Source organism: Xenophilus azovorans DSM 13620 (genome assembly GCF_000745855.1).
Lineage (GTDB): Bacteria > Pseudomonadota > Gammaproteobacteria > Burkholderiales > Burkholderiaceae_C > Xenophilus > Xenophilus azovorans.
The window spans coordinates 71,920-89,000 of the sequence record NZ_JQKD01000006.1 but is presented as its reverse complement, the minus strand read 5'-3'; the positions used below and the strand labels follow the sequence as shown (position 1 = coordinate 89,000).

Annotated in this window: 18 protein-coding genes and 1 pseudogene; 8 read left to right on the top strand and 11 right to left on the bottom strand. The window is 71.6% G+C overall.

The window, feature by feature from the left end; genetic code table 11:
- Positions 1 to 115: 115 nt before the first annotated feature.
- Positions 116 to 1,744, bottom strand: coding sequence for an AMP-binding protein (locus Q392_RS04745; RefSeq protein WP_038202152.1), 1,629 nt, complete (start codon positions 1,742 to 1,744; stop codon positions 116 to 118).
- Positions 1,745 to 1,830: 86 nt separating this feature from the next.
- Here Q392_RS04745 and Q392_RS04740 point away from each other — a divergent pair, with 86 nt between their 5' ends.
- On the top strand, positions 1,831 to 2,514 hold the full coding sequence (locus Q392_RS04740) for a TetR/AcrR family transcriptional regulator (RefSeq protein WP_038202149.1): 684 nt from the start codon (positions 1,831 to 1,833) through the stop codon (positions 2,512 to 2,514).
- 99 nt (positions 2,515 to 2,613) lie between these two features.
- Entirely contained in the window at positions 2,614 to 3,861 is a 1,248-nt protein-coding gene (locus tag Q392_RS04735) for a branched-chain amino acid ABC transporter substrate-binding protein (protein WP_038202130.1), read from the top strand.
- Positions 3,862 to 3,913: 52 nt separating this feature from the next.
- Here the strand turns inward: Q392_RS04735 and Q392_RS04730 are convergent, their stop codons facing one another.
- The 4 genes from Q392_RS04730 to Q392_RS04715 form a co-directional block, all read right to left on the bottom strand.
- A complete protein-coding gene (locus tag Q392_RS04730) occupies positions 3,914 to 4,705 on the bottom strand; it encodes an esterase/lipase family protein (RefSeq protein ID WP_051952902.1) in 792 nt (263 codons plus the stop codon).
- Between the two features lie 26 nt (positions 4,706 to 4,731).
- Positions 4,732 to 5,364, bottom strand: coding sequence for a TetR/AcrR family transcriptional regulator (locus Q392_RS04725; RefSeq protein WP_038202127.1), 633 nt, complete (start codon positions 5,362 to 5,364; stop codon positions 4,732 to 4,734).
- 17 nt (positions 5,365 to 5,381) lie between these two features.
- On the bottom strand, positions 5,382 to 5,921 hold the full coding sequence (locus tag Q392_RS04720; RefSeq protein ID WP_084216840.1) for a phasin family protein: 540 nt from the start codon (positions 5,919 to 5,921) through the stop codon (positions 5,382 to 5,384).
- Positions 5,922 to 5,990: 69 nt separating this feature from the next.
- On the bottom strand, positions 5,991 to 6,518 hold the full coding sequence (locus tag Q392_RS04715; RefSeq protein WP_038202125.1) for a hypothetical protein: 528 nt from the start codon (positions 6,516 to 6,518) through the stop codon (positions 5,991 to 5,993).
- Positions 6,519 to 6,656: 138 nt separating this feature from the next.
- Here Q392_RS04715 and rocF point away from each other — a divergent pair, with 138 nt between their 5' ends.
- Positions 6,657 to 7,565, top strand: coding sequence for an arginase (rocF, locus tag Q392_RS04710; RefSeq protein WP_038202122.1), 909 nt, complete (start codon positions 6,657 to 6,659; stop codon positions 7,563 to 7,565).
- A gap of 81 nt (positions 7,566 to 7,646) precedes the next feature.
- Positions 7,647 to 7,994, top strand: a pseudogene (locus tag Q392_RS34015) (response regulator); the annotation flags it as partial.
- A gap of 28 nt (positions 7,995 to 8,022) precedes the next feature.
- Here Q392_RS34015 and Q392_RS04705 read toward each other — a convergent pair.
- The 4 genes from Q392_RS04705 to Q392_RS04690 all read right to left on the bottom strand — a co-directional run bounded on the left by Q392_RS04705 (position 8,023) and on the right by Q392_RS04690 (position 11,587).
- A complete protein-coding gene (locus tag Q392_RS04705; RefSeq protein WP_051952900.1) occupies positions 8,023 to 8,739 on the bottom strand; it encodes a DUF2242 domain-containing protein in 717 nt (238 codons plus the stop codon).
- Positions 8,740 to 8,842: 103 nt separating this feature from the next.
- On the bottom strand, positions 8,843 to 9,484 hold the full coding sequence (locus tag Q392_RS04700) for a nucleoside/nucleotide kinase family protein (protein WP_038202119.1): 642 nt from the start codon (positions 9,482 to 9,484) through the stop codon (positions 8,843 to 8,845).
- 17 nt (positions 9,485 to 9,501) lie between these two features.
- Positions 9,502 to 10,782: a Glu/Leu/Phe/Val family dehydrogenase gene (locus tag Q392_RS04695; protein ID WP_038202116.1), complete on the bottom strand. Its 1,281-nt coding sequence runs from the start codon at positions 10,780 to 10,782 to the stop codon at positions 9,502 to 9,504.
- Positions 10,783 to 10,900: 118 nt separating this feature from the next.
- Positions 10,901 to 11,587 carry a YggS family pyridoxal phosphate-dependent enzyme gene (locus Q392_RS04690; RefSeq protein WP_038202113.1) on the bottom strand — a complete coding sequence of 229 codons (687 nt, stop codon included), beginning with the start codon at positions 11,585 to 11,587 and terminating at the stop codon, positions 10,901 to 10,903.
- Between the two features lie 81 nt (positions 11,588 to 11,668).
- On the opposite strand from Q392_RS04690, the gene Q392_RS04685 reads away from it, so the two are divergent.
- Positions 11,669 to 12,712 carry a type IV pilus twitching motility protein PilT gene (locus Q392_RS04685; RefSeq protein ID WP_038202097.1) on the top strand — a complete coding sequence of 348 codons (1,044 nt, stop codon included), beginning with the start codon at positions 11,669 to 11,671 and terminating at the stop codon, positions 12,710 to 12,712.
- Between the two features lie 31 nt (positions 12,713 to 12,743).
- Entirely contained in the window at positions 12,744 to 13,880 is a 1,137-nt protein-coding gene (locus Q392_RS04680) for a PilT/PilU family type 4a pilus ATPase (protein WP_038202094.1), read from the top strand.
- Between the two features lie 17 nt (positions 13,881 to 13,897).
- On the opposite strand, the gene Q392_RS04675 is transcribed toward Q392_RS04680, so the two are convergent.
- Complete coding sequence (locus tag Q392_RS04675; protein WP_038202091.1) at positions 13,898 to 15,064, bottom strand: toxin-antitoxin system YwqK family antitoxin; 1,167 nt, start codon at positions 15,062 to 15,064, stop codon at positions 13,898 to 13,900.
- A gap of 88 nt (positions 15,065 to 15,152) precedes the next feature.
- A complete protein-coding gene (locus tag Q392_RS04670; protein ID WP_038202683.1) occupies positions 15,153 to 15,569 on the bottom strand; it encodes a VOC family protein in 417 nt (138 codons plus the stop codon).
- A gap of 51 nt (positions 15,570 to 15,620) precedes the next feature.
- Here Q392_RS04670 and Q392_RS04665 point away from each other — a divergent pair, with 51 nt between their 5' ends.
- Both Q392_RS04665 and Q392_RS04660 read left to right on the top strand, forming a co-directional pair.
- A complete protein-coding gene (locus Q392_RS04665) occupies positions 15,621 to 16,622 on the top strand; it encodes a TraB/GumN family protein (protein WP_038202088.1) in 1,002 nt (333 codons plus the stop codon).
- A gap of 21 nt (positions 16,623 to 16,643) precedes the next feature.
- The gene (locus Q392_RS04660) at positions 16,644 to 16,997 is read left to right on the top strand and encodes a DUF2946 family protein (protein ID WP_038202085.1); all 354 of its coding nucleotides are present in this window, start codon (positions 16,644 to 16,646) and stop codon (positions 16,995 to 16,997) included.
- The last annotated feature ends 84 nt before the right edge of the window (positions 16,998 to 17,081 follow it).

Here is a 17,081-nt window from a genome sequence, read left to right as displayed (position 1 = left end):
GCCGCGGAGCAGGCCATGCGGGAACACGCGCGGAACCGGCTTTGCCGGTCCGCTGCGTGTGCCCCCTGGAGGGGGTTGGCGGAGCGGAACGAAGTCCGCGGAGACTGGGGGTGTTTCACATGTCTTTCAGCATGCGGCGCAGCACCTTGCCAGCGCCCGTGGCCGGCAATGCGTCGATGAAGCGAATGTGCTTTGGCGCCTTGTAGGTGGCCATGTTCTCGCGCGACCAGGCGGTGATCTCCTCGGCCGACACCTGCGCGCCCGGCTTCTTCACGATGAAGGCCTTCACCACTTCGCCCTTGTCGGGATCGGGCTGGGCGATCACGGCCGCCTGCGCGACGGCCGGGTGTTTGATGAGGATGGCCTCGACCTCCTCCGGGAACACGCTGTAGCCCGAGACCTTGATCATCTCCTTGAAGCGGCCGGTGAAGGTGAGGTAGCCGTCCTCGTCGAACTTGCCCATGTCGCCGGTGTGCACCCAGCCGTCGCGCAGCGTGGCGGCGGTGGCCTCGGGCTTGTTCCAGTAGCCCTTGAAGACGCCCGGGCTGGTCAGCACGATCTCGCCCAGTTCGCCGGTGGGCAGGTCGCGGCCCGTCTCGGGGTCGACGATGCGGATGGTCACGCCCGGCGCCGGGATGCCCTGCGTGCCCCACTTCGCCTTGCCCGCGGGCGTGTAGGTGTCGCAGGTGTGCGTCTCCGACAGGCCGTAGGCCGCCTCCTGCGAGGTGCAGTTCTTCGCGAAGGAGCGCCACTGCGCCGCCAGCGGCTCGGTGAAGGCGATGCCGAAGCTGGTCACCGGGTTCATCTTGAGGCTGGAGAGATCGAAGGCGGCGATGTCCGGCTGCTGCATGCAGGCCACGTTCATCGGCGCGATGCTGTACCACCAGGTGACCTTGTAGCGGTCGATGGCCTGCAGCACCGCGTGCGGGTCGAAGCGGTGCAGCAGCACGCTGGTGGCGCCGGTGATCACCGGCACGTTCACGCCCATCAGCATGCCGGCGATGTGGTACAGCGGCGCGATGGACAGCAGCACGTCGTCCGGCTGCACGCCGTTGCAGTCGGCGGCCACCGTGGTCTTGAACAGGGCGTTGCCGTAGCTGAGCATGGCGCCCTTGGGCAGGCCGGTGGTGCCCGAGGTGTAGGTCATCAGCGCCACGTCGTCCAGCGAGAGCTCGACCGGCGCCGGCTTCGCGTCGCCGCGCATGGCGGCGAGGAAGTCCTCGCAGCCGGCGGGCACGGCGCGCGCCTCCTGCTGCGCGGCTGCGAGTTCGGCGGGCAGGTCCAGCGTCGGCCCGGCCGGCAGCAGGTCGGCGTAGTGCACCGCGAAGACGTGCGCCAGCGCGCTGCCGGGCCTCACCTTCTCGACCACCGGCACCAGGTTCGAGGCCGCCACGATGACGCGCGCCTTCAGGTCGTTCACCTGGTAGGCGAGCTCGTGCTCCTTGTTCAGCGGGCCGCTGGGGCAGACGATGGCGCCGATCTTCTGGATCCCGTAGTGCGCCACCAGGTACTGCGGGCAGTTGTTGAGGAAGAGCACGACCGGGTCGCCCTTGCCCACGCCCAGCGCCTGCAGCCGCGCGCCGAAGGCGTCGCTCGCGCGGTCCAGCTCGGCCCAGCTCATCGCGCTGCCGTACCAGATGCAGGCGGGGTGGTCGGGGCGCTCGCGCGCGTTGGCGCGCAGGTACGCGTGCAGCGGCTGCTGCGGCCGCGAGGGCAGGGCGGCGGGGGTGGTGCTTGTCTCCATGGTGTCAGCCTGTCAGGGTTATCGATAGCCGTGGATGGCGCGCGGATGCTTGCCGTGGAACCGATGGTGCCCCAACAATCCTACCGATGGGTAGAACATCGGAGACACCGCACAAACCCCCGCACCCTTCGCACCTGCCGCAGGGCACGGGCCGTCAGCGCGCGAGCACGCCCGGCACCGACGTGCAGCGCGAGCGCATCCTGCAGGCGGCGGCGCGCCTGTTCGCGGCGCAGGGCTATGCCAACACGACCATGGCGCAGATCGTGCGCGAGCTGGGCGTGAGCAAGCCTTTCGTCTACTACTACTTCCGCGACAAGCAGGAGATCTTCGAGACGCTGTCGTGGAAGCCGGCGGTCGAGTGCTTCACCGTGCTGGACTTCGCCGACACGGACACGCGCCGCGCCAGCGAGAAGGTGATGGAAGGGCTGGAGCGGCTGATCCGCGCCACCATCGAGAACCAGCCGGTGGCTTTCTTCCCCTACCGCGAGCCGCAGGTCTACCGGCCCGAGTACCTGGCCGCGCAGAAGAAGCTGGCGAACCACTTCTACGACCGGCTGTGCCCGCTGCTGGAGCAGGCGCGCCGCGACGGCGACCTCGACTTCAACGACACGCGGATCACCGCGCTGGCGGCCTGCAGCCTGCCGGGCTTTCTCTACAACTGGTACCGGCCGGGCGGGCGCTTCTCGCCCGACGAGGTCGTCGCCGAACTCACGATGCTCGCCTCGCGCGTCATCGGCCTGCGCCGTGCGCCCGCGCGCGGCAGGGGCTGAATTCCGGCCCTTCTTCCATTCCAGCGATTCCGCCTGTTCATCTGCCGCGCCCTGCGCGCGGATGCCGTTCCTTCCCCCTTTTCCTTGGAGACCCTCGCCATGACCGTGCCACGCCGACTCGCCCCGCTCGCCCTCGCCGCCGCCCTCGCGGCCGCAGGCGCCCACGCCCAGGAGGTCTACAAGATCGCCTACATCGACCCGCTGTCCGGCCCCTTCGCCAACGTGGGCGAGCTGATGCTCATGCACGTGCAGTACGCGGTGGAGGACGTCAACGCCAAGGGCGGCGCGCTCAAGGGCACCAAGCTGCAGCTGCTGCAGTTCGACAGCAAGCTCTCGGCACAGGAGAGCCAGAGCGCGCTGCAGGCCGCCATCGACCAAGGCGCGCGGGCCATCGTCACCGGCGGCTCGGGCTCGTCGGTGGTGACGGCGCTGGTGCAGGCCGTCAACCGCTGGAACCAGCGCAACCCGGGCAAGGAGATCCTGGTGATGAACCACTCCTCCATCGACCCGGAACTGACCGGCAAGGCCTGCAGTTTCTGGCACTTCCAGACCGAGGCCAACACGGCGATGAAGATGAAGGCCATCGCCAACTACGTCAAGAAGACGCCGCAGGTGAAGAAGGTCTACCTGCTCAACCAGGACTACGCGCACGGCCGCCAGTGGGCGGCCTACGGCAAGCAGATGGTGGGGCTGGCACGGCCGGACGTGCAGTTCGTCGGCGAGACCTTCCATCCCATCGGCCGGGTGAAGGACTTCGCGCCCTACGTCGCCAGCATCAAGGCGGCCGGCGCGGACTCGGTGATCTCCGGCAACTGGGGGCAGGACATGACGCTGCTGCTCAAGGCGGCCGGCGACGCGGGCTACAACCTGCACTACTTCAACCACAGCGCCGGCTCGGTGCCGGGCACGGTGACGGCCGTGTCGCAGGCCAAGCTGGGCGAGTTGACTTGGGTGGCCGAGTGGCACCCGGGCCAGGCCGACACGCCGAAGGTCGATGCGCTCGCCAAGGCCTACAAGGCCCGCACCGGCAAGGACTTCCTCGCGCCGCGCATCGACATGGTGCCGCGCCTGCTGGCGGCGGCCATCGACAAGGCGGGCAGCACCGACACGGTGAAGGTGGCCCGCGCGCTGGAGGACCTGACCTACGATTCCGTCGTCGGCCCGGTGCGCATGCGCGCCGAGGACCACCAGCTGCTGCTGCCGCAGGTGGTCAACACCATCGCGCCGGTGGACGGCAAGGCGGTGAAGGCCGGCTACGAGGGGACGAACTACGGCTTCCGCACCGATGCGGTCTACACCGGCAACGAGATCGCGCAGGGGACGGAGTGCAAGATGCAGCGGCCGTGACGACAAAAGCAAAAGGGCGCCCGAGGCGCCCTTTTTGCTCTGCGTTCCGTCGTCAGGCCCGCGTCGGGTCCGGGTACACCAGCGGCCCCAGCAGCTTGCTGTCGAAGGGCGCCCATCCACCCTCGGGCTGGGCCAGGCGGTCGGCCAGGGCATAGAGCACGGCGGGGTGCGCGCCCAGGCCGATGTGGCTGGCCAGCACCTCGATGTTCTCGGCCTGCGGGCCGGGGTCGTTCAGGCTGCACTGCCAGGCCACCACGCCGTCGCTGCGGCTGAAGATGGAGGTGGTGGGCATCTCGGGCAGCGGGGTCACCATGCGCATGCGATCGGGGTCGCGCGAGCTGCGGCCGCTGACCAGCTCGTAGACGCGCCATGCGTTGGTGGACTGCGCATGCCCGCGCAGCGGGCTGCCCAGGGTGACGACGTTGCGAACGCGGTCGGGGTGCCTGTTGGCCAGCATCCGGGCGTAGATGCCGCCCAGGCTCCAGCCGACCAGGCTGACCTTGCGGCCGTGGCGCTCGTTCAGCTCGTGCAGCAGGCGCTCCATGCCGGCCTCCACGCCTTCGCGCGGACCGAAGTTGCGGCCCAGGCCCCAGCCGTGCGCGTCGTAGCCGCGGCCCTTGAGGTAGCGCCGCAGCAGGCGCGTGGAGGCGTCGCTGGCCACCAGGCCGGGCAGCACCAGCACCGGGTGGCCGTCACCGCGCGGCGCCAGCTGCAGCCAGGGCCACATGGCGATGGTGGCGCCCGCTTCCCAGAACACGCGGCCCTCGGCCAGCATGAGCAGGTGCGACGGGGGCGGCACCACCGAATCGTGGCTGTCGGCAGCGATGGATGAGGGGTTCGACATGCTTCTTTCCTCCGGGTTGGATGCGGTCAGCCGAGGTACTTGGCTCGCAGGTAGTCAAGGTAAGCCCTGGATTCGCGGGAAACATAGGGAGAAACCAGCGTCAGCGTGTAGTACGCCGCCAATCCGGTGTCGCCTTGGGGACGCTGGGCGGGGCCGGGCACCATCTGCTCGAAGCCGAGCCAGCAGGTGGTGGTGAAGACGATCTGCAGCGCCAGCGTCTGCGCCTGCTCGGGCGTGGCGTCGATCACGCCCGCGTCCGCCAGCGACTCGCACAGCGCCTGCATGGCCACCAGGCTGCGGCCGTTGAGGTCGCGGATGCGCTGGCCCAGCGGCGGGTATTCCAGCGCCAGATGCCCCATGTCGCGGTAGACGAAGCGCCAGGCCTGGATCGCCTCGAAGCGCAGGTGCAGCGCCAGCCACAGGTCGTCGATGGCGCCGATGCCGCCGGCCGAGGCGTCGAGCGTGTCGATGCGCTCCTCGAAGCGGCGCAGCAGCCACTCGACGATCTTCTGCTTGGTGCTGAAGTGGTAGTGCAGGTTGCCGGCGCTGATGCCGGTCTCGGCGGCGATGCGGTGCGTCGAGACCGCGGCCAGCCCGTGTTCGTTGAACAGCTGCAGGCTGGCCTGCAGGATGCGCTCGCGGGTGGGGTGTCCGGCCACGCGATGATGCCCGTGCGTCAGCGGCCTGTGGTGCGGGGCGCGCGGCGCGCGGCGGGCGGCTTCTTCGCGGGCTTGCCCGCTGCCGTCGCGGCGGGCGGGCCGGCCGGAGGCGCCGCGCCCAGGCGCTCCAGTTGCGCCAGCACCGCGTCGAGCTGGGCGCGCAGCGCCTGCAGCTCGTCGCGCGTGGGCATGCCCAGGCGCTCGAGGGCGGCGGCCACGCGCTGGTCGAACACGTCCTCGAACTTGCGCAGGCCGAAAGGATCGAGGCCGGGGAAGACGCCGTGCGGCGCAGCGGCCTCCTCGACCACGCGCCGCACCGGGGCGATGCCCAGCAGCGACTCGATGACGCTGGCGTGGCGGCGGGCGGCGTCCTGCCGCACCGTGTCCAGCGCCTTCAGGCCGGCCTGCCACAGGCTGGCGCCCTGCTGCGCTTCCTCTGCGCCGCGTTCGGCCGGCGCCTGCGGTGCCGGGGTTGGCCCCTTGCGGGCCGCGGCCCGGCGGGGCCGCGGCGGCGGCTGGCCGTCGGCGGGAGCGTTGGAGCGTCGTCGGGTGGCCATGGCAGTCTCCAGTCGTCGTCAAGGGGCGCGGCGGCCCCGGGATGCAGCGCCGGGCCGGCGGGAGAAGGCTCAGGCCTTCTCGGCGGCGGCGCGGGCGCGCTGCGACTTCACGCGCACGGTGGTCGCGCCGTCGGCCGATTCTGCCGTGGCGGCCACGCGGGCTTCCAGTTGCTCGGCGCCGGTGGCGATGCTGTCGGCCACCTTCAGCGAGATCTGGGCCAGCGGCAGGTGCAGCGCGCGCAGCGTGTTCAGCAGCGACACGCCGGGCTCGACCGTCACGCGCTGGGCGGCGTCGGCCACGGCCTGGATGCCGCCGGTCGTGCGGTCGGCCACGATGTCCATGACCTGCGCGGCCAGGGCGGTGTCCTTGTCGAGGCGGTCGGCCAGGAAGCCGTTGAACTTCGCCTGCGCCTCGGCCACTTGCTGGCCGATCTTCTCGCCGACGAAGGCGGGGGTGGCCGGCGTGCGGGTGGCGGCGCCGTCCAGCAGGCGGCGGGCGCCGGCGCGGTACGCGCCCAGCAGGTGCTTGCCGGCGGCGTTGTACTGGCCCACCACGTCGATGGCGATGGCGTGCAGGGAGGTGTCGGCGGTGGTCATGTTCGTGTTCCTCTGAAAGGTGATCTGGATGGGATGGCATGGATCATCCGGCCAAAGCCCTGGGGCGGTGAAGCCAGAAAGTGCAGGAACTTAGGGCAGTTGCCCTATCCGGAGCGCCTGCTCCGTACACTGCCCGCGATGAACACCGTGCGACTCATCGGCGCGCCCACCGACGTGGGCGCCAGCGTGCGCGGCGCCGGCATGGGCCCCGATGCGCTGCGCGTGGCCGGCCTGCCCGAGGTGCTGGCGCGGCAGGGCCTGAAGGTGGTCGATGCCGGCAACCTGGCCGGCCCTGCCACGCCGTGGCGCGCACCCGAGGGCGGCCTGCGCCACCTGCCCGAGGTGGTGGCCTGGAACCGCGCCGTCTACGAGGCGGTGGACGCCGCGCTGGGCGCCGGCGAGGTGCCGCTGCTGATGGGGGGCGACCACTGCCTGGCGATCGGCTCCATCAGCGCCGTGGCCTGGCATGCGCGCCGGCGCGGGCAGCAGTTGCGCGTGCTGTGGCTGGACGCGCACTCCGACGTCAACACCGAGGCCACCAGCCCCAGCGGCAACATCCACGGCATGCCGGTGGCCTGCCTGCTGGGCCACGGCCCGGCCGCGCTTACCGGCTGGAGCGGCGCGCCCGGCGCGCTGGACGCCGACGCCGTCCGCTTCCTCGGCATCCGCAGCGTCGACGCCGCGGAGCGCGAGGCCATCCGCGACCTGGGCCTCGCGGTCTTCGACATGCGCCACATCGACGAGCACGGCATGCGCACCACGATGCTGGAGGCGCTGCAGGACGTGGACGAGGCCACCCACCTGCACGTGAGCTTCGACCTCGACTGCCTGGACCCGGGCGATGCGCCCGGCGTGGGCACCGGCGTGCGCGGCGGCCCGACCTACCGCGAGATGCAGCTGTGCATGGAGATGATCGCGGACACCGGCCGGCTGGCCTCGCTCGACGTGGTCGAGATCAACCCGGCGCTGGACGTGCGCAACCGCACCGCCGAGGTGGCGGTGGAGCTGATCGAGAGCCTGTTCGGCAAGTCGACGCTGGTGCGCTGACGGCCCGGCGTTTTCTCCTACACGCGTCGGCGCCACGGCTGTCGTCGCGGCGGCGGTGCGGCGCCGTAGAGTGGCGGCCTCATGCCAGACGTCCCTGCCGCTCCCGTGCTCTTCCGCACCCTGCGCGTGCTGGTGGTCGACAACGACCGGCGGCAGCTGCGCGCCACGCTCGACATGCTGGCGGCGCTGGGGCACTGGGCCACCGGCGTCGACAGCGCGGAGCAGGCCTGCACGCGCTGGTTCGACGGCGCCTTCGACCTGGTGCTGACCGAGGTCCGCCTGCCGGCGCTTTCCGGCTTCGACCTGGCCGAGACCCTGCGCCGGGGACGCGCCGTGCGGGTGCTCTTCGCCACCGGCCTGCCGCGGCCCGCGGCGCGCCTGCCGGTCCGCACGGGCTGGCTGGCCAAGCCCTTCGGCCGCGACGAGCTGGCGGCGGCGCTCGATGCGCTGGTGTCCGTCAGCCTCGCGACGCCGTCGGCGGTATGGGCACGTCCGCAGGAGACGGCGTCGCTGCCGGAGCGGCTGGCGCCAGTTCGCGCACCGGCGGTGGCTTCGCCTGGGTCACCGGCACGGCGACCGAGCCTGCCGCGCCGGATGGCGCTGCCGGCGGTGCGGGCAGGTAGCGCTCCATCAGCGTGAAGAAGCGGTCGTAGAAGTCGTCGCCTGTCAGCGTCTCGCTGGCCACCTTGACCAGCGCGTCGCTGCTGGCGGCGAAGGGCAGCGACAGCGAGCCGATGGCGCCCACGCCCACGCTGGCGGAGTTGTTGACCTTCTTCAGTTCGTAGCGGTCCTGCACGGCGGTGGCGAAGGCGGTGGAGCCCGGCCGGCCCGCCGCGGCGGGCGCGCAGACGACGCGCATCTCCACCTCCACGTGCACCTCGGCCGCCGGCTGGAACTGCTTGCGGCCGCTGAGCTGCTCGTCCGACGCCGCGGAGATGAAGAAGCCCTGGCTCAGCAGGGCGCGGCGCGCCGCCTCGCAGGTGTCGGCCGCCGCGGCCGGGTAGTCGCGCGTGTGGGTGGTGGTGGTGGCGAAGTCCTCTGTCGCGTAGCGCGGGGCGCGCGGCCCCGGGCCGGCGCAGCCGGCGGCGAGGGCCGCGGCCAGCAGCGGCAGGGCCGCGGCGAGAGGCAGGCGCCGGGCGCGAAGCGGCGGACGGGGCGGATCGGAGCGGGGCATGGACAGGGAAGCGGGCGGGAAGACGCCGCACGGCGCGGCGTTCGAGAGAGGAGGGCGCGGGCCGGAGGTTCCCGCCGGCCGCGGTGCGCCGGCGATTCTGCCCTCAGCCGGGCCAGCGGAACACGTGGTCCGCGCGCGCCCGGCCGGCGGCGATGCGCTGCGCGTTGGGCTCGTCGGTGGTCTCCACCCAGCGGCGCGCCGCCTCGGTGCTGCGGCCGAAGCGCCGGTGCCGCTCCACCAGGCGCTCGCGGCGCAGCGCGTCGTCCACCTCGACCCACCAGCAGGCGTCCAGCAGCGGGCGCACGCCGGCCCAGCCGCCTTCGTCCAGCAGCAGGTAGTTGCCCTCGGTGATGACCAGCGGCACGTGGGCCTCGACCGCGATGGCGCCGGCCACCGGCTCCTCGATCTCGCGGCGGAAGGCCGGCGCGTAGACGGCCGGGTCGCCCGGCCGCTGCGCCCGCAGCCGCGCCAGCAGCGCGGCGTAGCCGGCCGCGTCGAAGGTGTCGGGCGCGCCCTTGCGCCCGGCGCGGCCGAGCCGCTGCAACTCGGCCTGCGCGAGGTGGAAGCCGTCCATCGGCACCACCACCGCCCGCGCGCCGCAGTGCGCCGCCAGCGCCTCGGCCAGCGTGGACTTGCCCGCGCCCGGCGGCCCGGCCAGGCCCAGAAGGAAGCGCCGCCCGGCGGCCATCAGGCCATCGAGGCGGCGAAGGGTGTCGGCGGGCAGGGCGGGGGTGGCGTCGGCCATGCCCCCGATGATGCCTGTCAGGGGTACAGGCCGCGTTCCTCGCGGGCGATCAGGATGCGCTCGCAGGCCACCGCGTAGGTGGCGGTGCGCAGCGGGATCTTGTGCTCCTCGCCCTTGGCCCAGATGTGGTCGAAGGCGCCGACCATGATGCGGTCCAGCCGCTGGTTGATCTCGTCCTCGGTCCAGAAGAAGCTGGAGAAGTCCTGCACCCACTCGAAGTACGAGACCGTCACGCCGCCGGCGTTGCAGATCACGTCGGGCACCACCAGCACGCCGCGCTGCGCCAGGATGTCGTCCGCCTCGGGCACCGTCGGGCCGTTGGCGCCCTCGAGCACCAGCTTGGCCGTCAGCTGGCGCGCGCGCGCGGCGGTGATCTGGCCTTCCAGCGCGGCCGGGATCAGGATGTCGCACTTCACGCCCCAGAAGGCGTCGTTGTCCACCTTCTCGCCGTCCTTGAAGCCGGCGATGCCGCCTTCCTTCTGCGAGAAGGCGATCAGCGCCTTCATGTCGAAGCCGTTCTCGTTGACCAGCGTGCCGGTGTGGTCCTGCACCGCCACCACCTTGGCGCCGGCCTCGGCGAACAGCTCCGCCGCCACCGAGCCCACGTTGCCGAAGCCCTGCACCGCCACGCGCGCGTTCTCCAGCTTCAGGCCCATGCGGCGCGCCGCCTCGCGGCCGGTGACGAACACGCCGCGGCCGGTGGCCTTCACGCGGCCGAGCGAGCCGCCCAGGTGGATCGGCTTGCCGGTGACCACGCCGGTGGCGGTGGCACCGGTGTTCATCGAGTAGGTGTCCATCATCCAGGCCATGATCTGGCCGTTGGTGTTCACGTCCGGCGCCGGGATGTCGGAGTGCGGGCCGATGATCAGGCCGATCTCGCTGGTGTAGCGGCGGGTGACTTTCTCCAGCTCGTTGCGCGAGAGCTTCTTCGGATCGACGCGGATGCCGCCCTTGGCGCCGCCGTAGGGCAGGTTGACGGCCGCGCACTTGACGGTCATCCAGGCCGACAGGGCCATCACCTCTTCCAGCGTCACTTCCGGGTGGAAGCGCACGCCGCCCTTGCCGGGGCCGCGGCTGAGGTTGTGCTGCACGCGGTAGCCCTCGTAGTGGGCGATGGTGCCGTCGTCCATCTCGATCGGCACGTCCACGATCAGCGCGCGCTTGGGGCGCTTGAGCGTTTCGGTCCAGCGCGCCAGCTTGCCGAGGTAGGGCACCACCCGGTCGACCTGCGACAGGTAGGTGCCCCAGGGGCTGGTGGGCGAGGGGTGGACGTACGAGAGTTCGCTGAGGTGGCTCATGGCGGCAGCAGGCGCGAAGTTGGGATGGCCGCTACCTTATTCCTCGGCTGCCGGCGATGCCAGCGGGTATGCGCGGCGCGGCGGATCGTATGCGCGAGCCGCAAGGGCCGGCGCGCGCTCAGCGCCGGCCGAAGATCGCCGTGCCCACCCGCACCATCGTGCTGCCGGCGGCGACGGCGGCCTCCAGGTCGGCGCTCATGCCCAGCGAGAGGGTGTCCAGCACGATGCCTGCCGCGCGAAGCTGGTCGAAGACGGCCGCGGCGCGCAGGAACAGGGCCCGCTGCGCTTCGAAATCGGGAGCGGGTTCGGGGATCGCCATCAGCCCGCGCAGGCGCAGCCCGGGCAGCGCCGCCACCGCCCGCGCCAGCGGCAGCGCTTCCCCGGGTGGCACGCCGGACTTGTTGGCGCCTGCGTCCACGTTCACCTGCAGGCAGACCGAGAGCGGCGGCAGGTGCGCCGGCCGCTGTTCGGACAGGCGCTGCGCGATCTTCAGCCGGTCGACGCTGTGGACCCAGTCGAAGTGCTCGGCCACCGGCCGCGTCTTGTTGCTCTGCAGCGGGCCGATGCAGTGCCATTCCAGTTCGCCGCGCAGGTCCGCCAGCGCCTCGATCTTGGTCAGGCCCTCCTGCACGTAGTTCTCGCCGAAGGCGCGCTGGCCGGCGGCGTGGGCGGCGCGCACCGCCTCCGGCCCGAAGGTCTTGGACACCGCCAGCAGTTGCACGCCCGCCGCATCCCGGCCCGCTGCCGTGCAGGCCGTCACGATGCGAGCACGTACTTGTTGGAGGTTGGCGGCAATCATCGTCATAATCTTACAAAGCGTTTCAAAACGTCACGGTGCGGCGGCGCCCGCCTGCCGGGGACGATTTCCCCCTACCGAGGAACTCGCGTGGACATCACCCAGCTGCTGGCATTCAGCGTCAAGAACAAGGCTTCCGACCTGCACCTCTCGGCCGGCCTGCCGCCGATGATCCGCGTGCACGGCGACGTGCGGCGCATCAACGTCGACGCGCTCGATCACAAGGCGGTGCACGCCATGGTGTACGACATCATGAGCGACACCCAGCGCAAGCACTACGAGGAGTTCCTGGAAGTGGACTTCTCCTTCGAGATCGAGGGGCTGGCGCGCTTCCGGGTCAACGCCTTCAACCAGAACCGCGGCGCCGCGGCCGTGTTCCGGACCATCCCGAGCAAGATCCTCACGCTGGAGCAGCTCAACGCGCCCAAGATCTTCGGCGAACTGGCGCTCAAGCCCCGAGGGCTGGTGCTCGTCACGGGCCCCACCGGCTCGGGCAAGTCCACCACGCTGGCCGCGATGATCAACTACCTGAACGAGACCGAGTACGGCCACATCCTGACGGTGGAGGACCCGATCGAGTTCGTGCACGAATCCAAGAAGTGCCTGATCAACCAGCGCGAGGTCGGGCCGATGACGCTCTCCTTCGCCAACGCGCTGCGCTCGGCGCTGCGCGAAGACCCGGACGCCATCCTCGTCGGCGAAATGCGCGACCTGGAGACCATCCGCCTGGCGATGACGGCGGCCGAGACGGGCCACCTGGTCTTCGGCACCCTGCACACCTCCAGCGCCGCCAAGACGATCGACCGGATCATCGACGTCTTCCCCGGCGAGGAAAAAGAGATGATCCGCGCCATGCTGTCCGAGTCGCTGCAGGCCGTGATCTCGCAGACCCTGTGCAAGACCAAGGACGGCTCGGGCCGCGTGGCGGCGCACGAGATCATGCTGGGCACCCCCGCCATCCGCAACCTGATCCGCGAGGCCAAGGTGGCGCAGATGTACTCCTCCATCCAGACCGGCCAGGGCCAGGGCATGCAGACGCTGGACCAGTGCCTGACGGACCTGGTGCGGCGCGGCATGATCTCCGCCGCCGAGGCGCGCGGCAAGGCCAAGATCCCGGAAAACTTCCCGGGCTGAGCCCGCAGCCCTTTCGACGGAGCGCACGCACATGGAACGCGATCAAGCCAGCCAGTTCATCAACGACCTGCTCAAGCTGATGGTCAGCCGCGGCGGCAGCGACCTGTTCATCACGGCCGACTTCCCGCCCGCCATCAAGATCGACGGCAAGGTGACCAAGGTGTCGCAGCAGGCCCTGTCGGGCCAGCACACGCTGGCGCTGACGCGCTCCATCATGAACGACCGCCAGACGGCCGAGTTCGAGCGCACCAAGGAGTGCAACTTCGCCATCTCGCCCTCGGGCATCGGGCGCTTCCGCGTCAACGCCTTCGTGCAGCAGGGCCGCGTGGGCATGGTGCTGCGGACCATCCCGCAGCAGCTCCCCACCATCGACGGCCTGAACATGCCGCAGGTGCTCAAGGACATCGCCATGACCAAGCGAGGCCTGGTCATCCTGGTGGGCGCCACGGGCTCTGGCAAGTCCACCACCCTGGCGGCCATGGTCGACTGGCGCAACGAGAACTCGCAGGGCCACATCGTCACGGTGGAGGACCCGATCGAGTTCGTGCACCCGCACAAGAACTGCGTGGTCACGCAGCGCGAGGTGGGCATCGACACCGACAGCTGGGAAGCGGCGCTGAAGAACACGCTGCGCCAGGCGCCCGACGTCATCCTCATGGGCGAGATCCGCGACCGCGAGACGATGGACAACGCCATCGCCTTCGCCGAGACCGGCCACCTGTGCATGGCCACGCTGCACGCCAACAGCGCCAATCAGGCGCTGGACCGCGTCATCAACTTCTTCCCCGAGGAGCGGCGCATGCAGCTCCTGATGGACCTGTCGCTCAACCTGCGCAGCCTGATCTCGCAGCGCCTGATCCCCACCGAGGACGGGCGCGGCCGCGCCGCCGCGGTGGAGATCCTGCTGAACACGCCGCTGATCTCCGACCTCATCTTCAAGGGCGAGGTGGGCGAGATCAAGGAGATCATGAAGAAGAGCCGCAACCTCGGCATGCAGACCTTCGACCAGGCGCTGTTCGACCTGTTCGAGCAGCACACCATCTCCTTCGAGGATGCCCTGCGCAACGCCGACTCGGCCAACGACCTGCGCCTGCAGATCAAGCTGCAGAGCCAGCGCGCCCGCACCACCGACCTGGCGGCGGGCACGGAGCACATGACGATCGTTTGACCGACCGGCCGGGCAGCCTACCTGGCGTAGGCCCGCCGCGACCCGTCCTCGAACACCTCGTCGTCGCGCAGCGGCCGGCCGTCGTCGCTCCAGCCGCGCTCGCGCTTGAGGCGGCCCGCATCGTCGTAGCTGGACTCGGCCACCAGCGTGCCCTGCTCGTTGAAGCGCTGGTGGACGCCCACCGGCACCTGCCGGCCGTAGCGGCCGGTGAGCGCGTAGCGCCCCGCGGCCGCGCGCTGGCCGTTGTCGAAGAACTCGGTCACCTCCAGCGTGCGCGCCTCGCCGCTGCCGCCGTAGACCGCCTTGCGGCGCGGCTGGCCGTTGAGGTAGTAGCTGTCCTCGGCCAGCGGCTCGCCCTCGGGCGACCAGCGCTGCTCGCGCACCAGCGTGCCGCGCTCCGAGAACTCGGCCTCGCGCAGGCGGACGCTGCCGCGCTCGGTCACCCGCGCCTCGCGCTCCCGGCGCTTCACGCCCTCGGGCGAGAACTGCTGCTCGGTGAGCCGGTCGCCCTCCTGCGCCATCCGGGCCGCGACCTGGCCGTTGTCGTGGAAGCGCTCGGCGCGCACGCGCTGGCCGGCGCGCAGGGCCAGCCGCTGGCGCAGCGTGCCGCGGCTGTCGAACAGGTCGACGCCGGCGGGCGACGCGCCCGCATGCCCGCACAGCTTCGCGTCGTCCACGGCGGGCGCCAGCACCGGCCGGTCGGCGCAGCGCAGCTCGGTGAGCTGGCCGCGCTCGTTGAACTCGGCCACCGCGCGCTCGCCGCCGGGCTCCTCGTGGAAGGACACGCGGCGCAACTGCCCGGTGGGATAAAAGCTGCGCGCCAGCCCGACCGTGCGGCCGTTGGCGTAGGTCGCCTCGCGCACCACCTTGCCGGCGGCGTCGAACTCGCGCGCGCGGCCGTCCATGTTGCCCTTCTCGTTGACGCTGTGTTCCTTGCGCAGCCTGCCCTGCTCGTAGAAGCGCACCAGGCCCATGAACACGCCGTTGCGAAGCTCCTGCTCGCGGCGGATCTGGCCGCTGTCGCGGTCGCGGCAGCGCATCAGGCCGGTCAGGCCGGCGGTGGTGTGGCCGTTGGCCGGGTTCACGCTGCGGCCGTCGACCTCGCAGTCCTGCACCGCATGGGCCGTGGCCGCCAGGCCGGCCGCCGCCACGACGAGGAGCAGATGTCGTGCAGTGCGCCTCATTGGATAACCACCGTGCTTCGCACTGCGGTGCGAGCCCCCAAGCAGCCAAAGGCTGCGCTTCGCTTGCCGGGAACGGCCGGGCGAGGGCTCATGCCTTCGCATACACCGTGTCCAGCGAACGGAAGCCCTTCACCTCGATCGGGTTGCCGAAGGGGTCGCAGAAGAACATCGTCCACTGCTCGCCCGGCTGGCCCTCGAAGCGCACCTGCGGCTTCAGCACGAAGTCGGTGCCCGCCGTCTCCAGCCGCGCGGCCATGGCCTGCCAGTCCGGCAGTTCCAGGATCAGGCCCAGGTGCGGCATCGGCACCAGCGCGTCGCCCACGTGGCCGGTGCGGGCGGTGGCGAAGGGCTCGCCCAGGTGCAGCGAGATCTGGTGGCCGAAGAAATCGAAGTCGACCCAGGTGTCGGTGCTGCGGCCCTCGGCGCAGCCCAGCACGCCGCCGTAGAAGCGGCGCGCCTCGCCCAGATCGCGGACGTTGTAGGCCAGATGGAAGATGCTCTTCATGGCACGGATCATAGGCAGCCGCTGACAATGCGGGCCCCCTCGCCCGTTCTCATGCCGATGACCCTTGCCTTGCTCGCGGCGCTGCGCCGCCGCCGCTTCCCTGGTGCCGCGGCGGTGCTCGCCGCATGGGCGATGGCGGCGTTGCCCGCGGCGGCGGGGCCGGCCTGTCCGCCCACCGCGCAGTCGCAGATGAGCCCCGCGGCGATGAAGGAGGCCCAGCGCCGCCCGCAGGACCGCGGCTACCTCTGGCGGCTCGACAAGGACGGCCGCGTCTCGTGGCTGTACGGCACGCTGCACCTGGGCCGCGCGGCATGGACGGTGCCCGGCCCGCGCCTGGCCGCGGCGCTGCGCCAGGCCGACACCCTCGCGCTGGAGCTGGACCCGCTGGACGCCGAGGCGATGAAGCCGCTGCTGGCGCCGGGCGATCCGGCGCGACGCGCCCAGGTGCTCACCGCCGAGCGGGCGCGCCGGCTGCAGCGCCAGTGGCAGGCCGTGTGCGCGGCCGAGGAAGGCCGGCTGCTCGCCGCCCTGCCGCCGGTGCTGCAGGTCACGGCCCTGAGCGGCCACGCCGCGCGCGCCGACGGCCTGCATCCCGAGTTCGCCATCGACGCCGTGCTGGCCGGCTACGCCCGGCGCGCCCGGCTGCCGCTGGTCGCGCTCGAAAGCGCCCGCGACCAGCGCGCGCTGTTCGTGCCCGAGACGGCGGCCGAGGAGGCCGAGCAGGTCGACGACGCGCTGGTCGAGCTGGAGAACGGCCGCCTGCGCCACCGCATGGGCGAGCTGGCGCAGATGTGGGCCAGCGGCGACCTGGCCCGCCTCGCCAGCTACCCGCAGTGGTGCGAGTGCATGCAGACGCCGGCCGAGCGGGCGCTGATGCACCAGCTGCTGGAGGCGCGCAACCCGGCGCTGGCCCGCGGCATCGCCGCCCTGCACGACGGCGGCCTGCGCGTGTTCGCCGCCGTCGGGGCGCTGCACATGGTGGGCGCCGAGGGCCTGGTGGCGCTGCTGCAGCGGCGCGGTTTCGCGGTGACGCAGGTGCTGCCGCCGCCCTGACACGCATAATCCGGCGCTTCCATGGCGCGCTTCCATCGTTTCTGCCTGCTCGGCCGCGCGGTGCTGCTGTGCTTCGCGCTGTCGCTGGGGGCGGCCGTCGCCTCGCCCCTGGTGCACCCGCAGGCCATGGAACTGGTGTGCTCGGCCAGCGGCGCGGTCAAGCTCGTCGTGAAGACCGACGACGGCGCGCAGGAGATGGGTGCGACGCACCTGGACTGCCCGATGTGCCTGCTCGCCGGCGCGCCGCCGCCGGCGCCCGCCGCCCTGGCGCTGCCGCATCCCCTGCCGCTGGGCCATGCGCTGCAGTCCATCGAGGCCGCGCGGCTGGCCGCGGCCACCGCGGCCCCGCTGCCCGCGCGCGGGCCCCCGGCCTGATCTTGCCCTGACGCCGTCGCCGCAGGCGCCTGCCATTCGACATGGCGGGTGCCGGCGGCCGATTCCGTGTGCAAGACAGCGGCC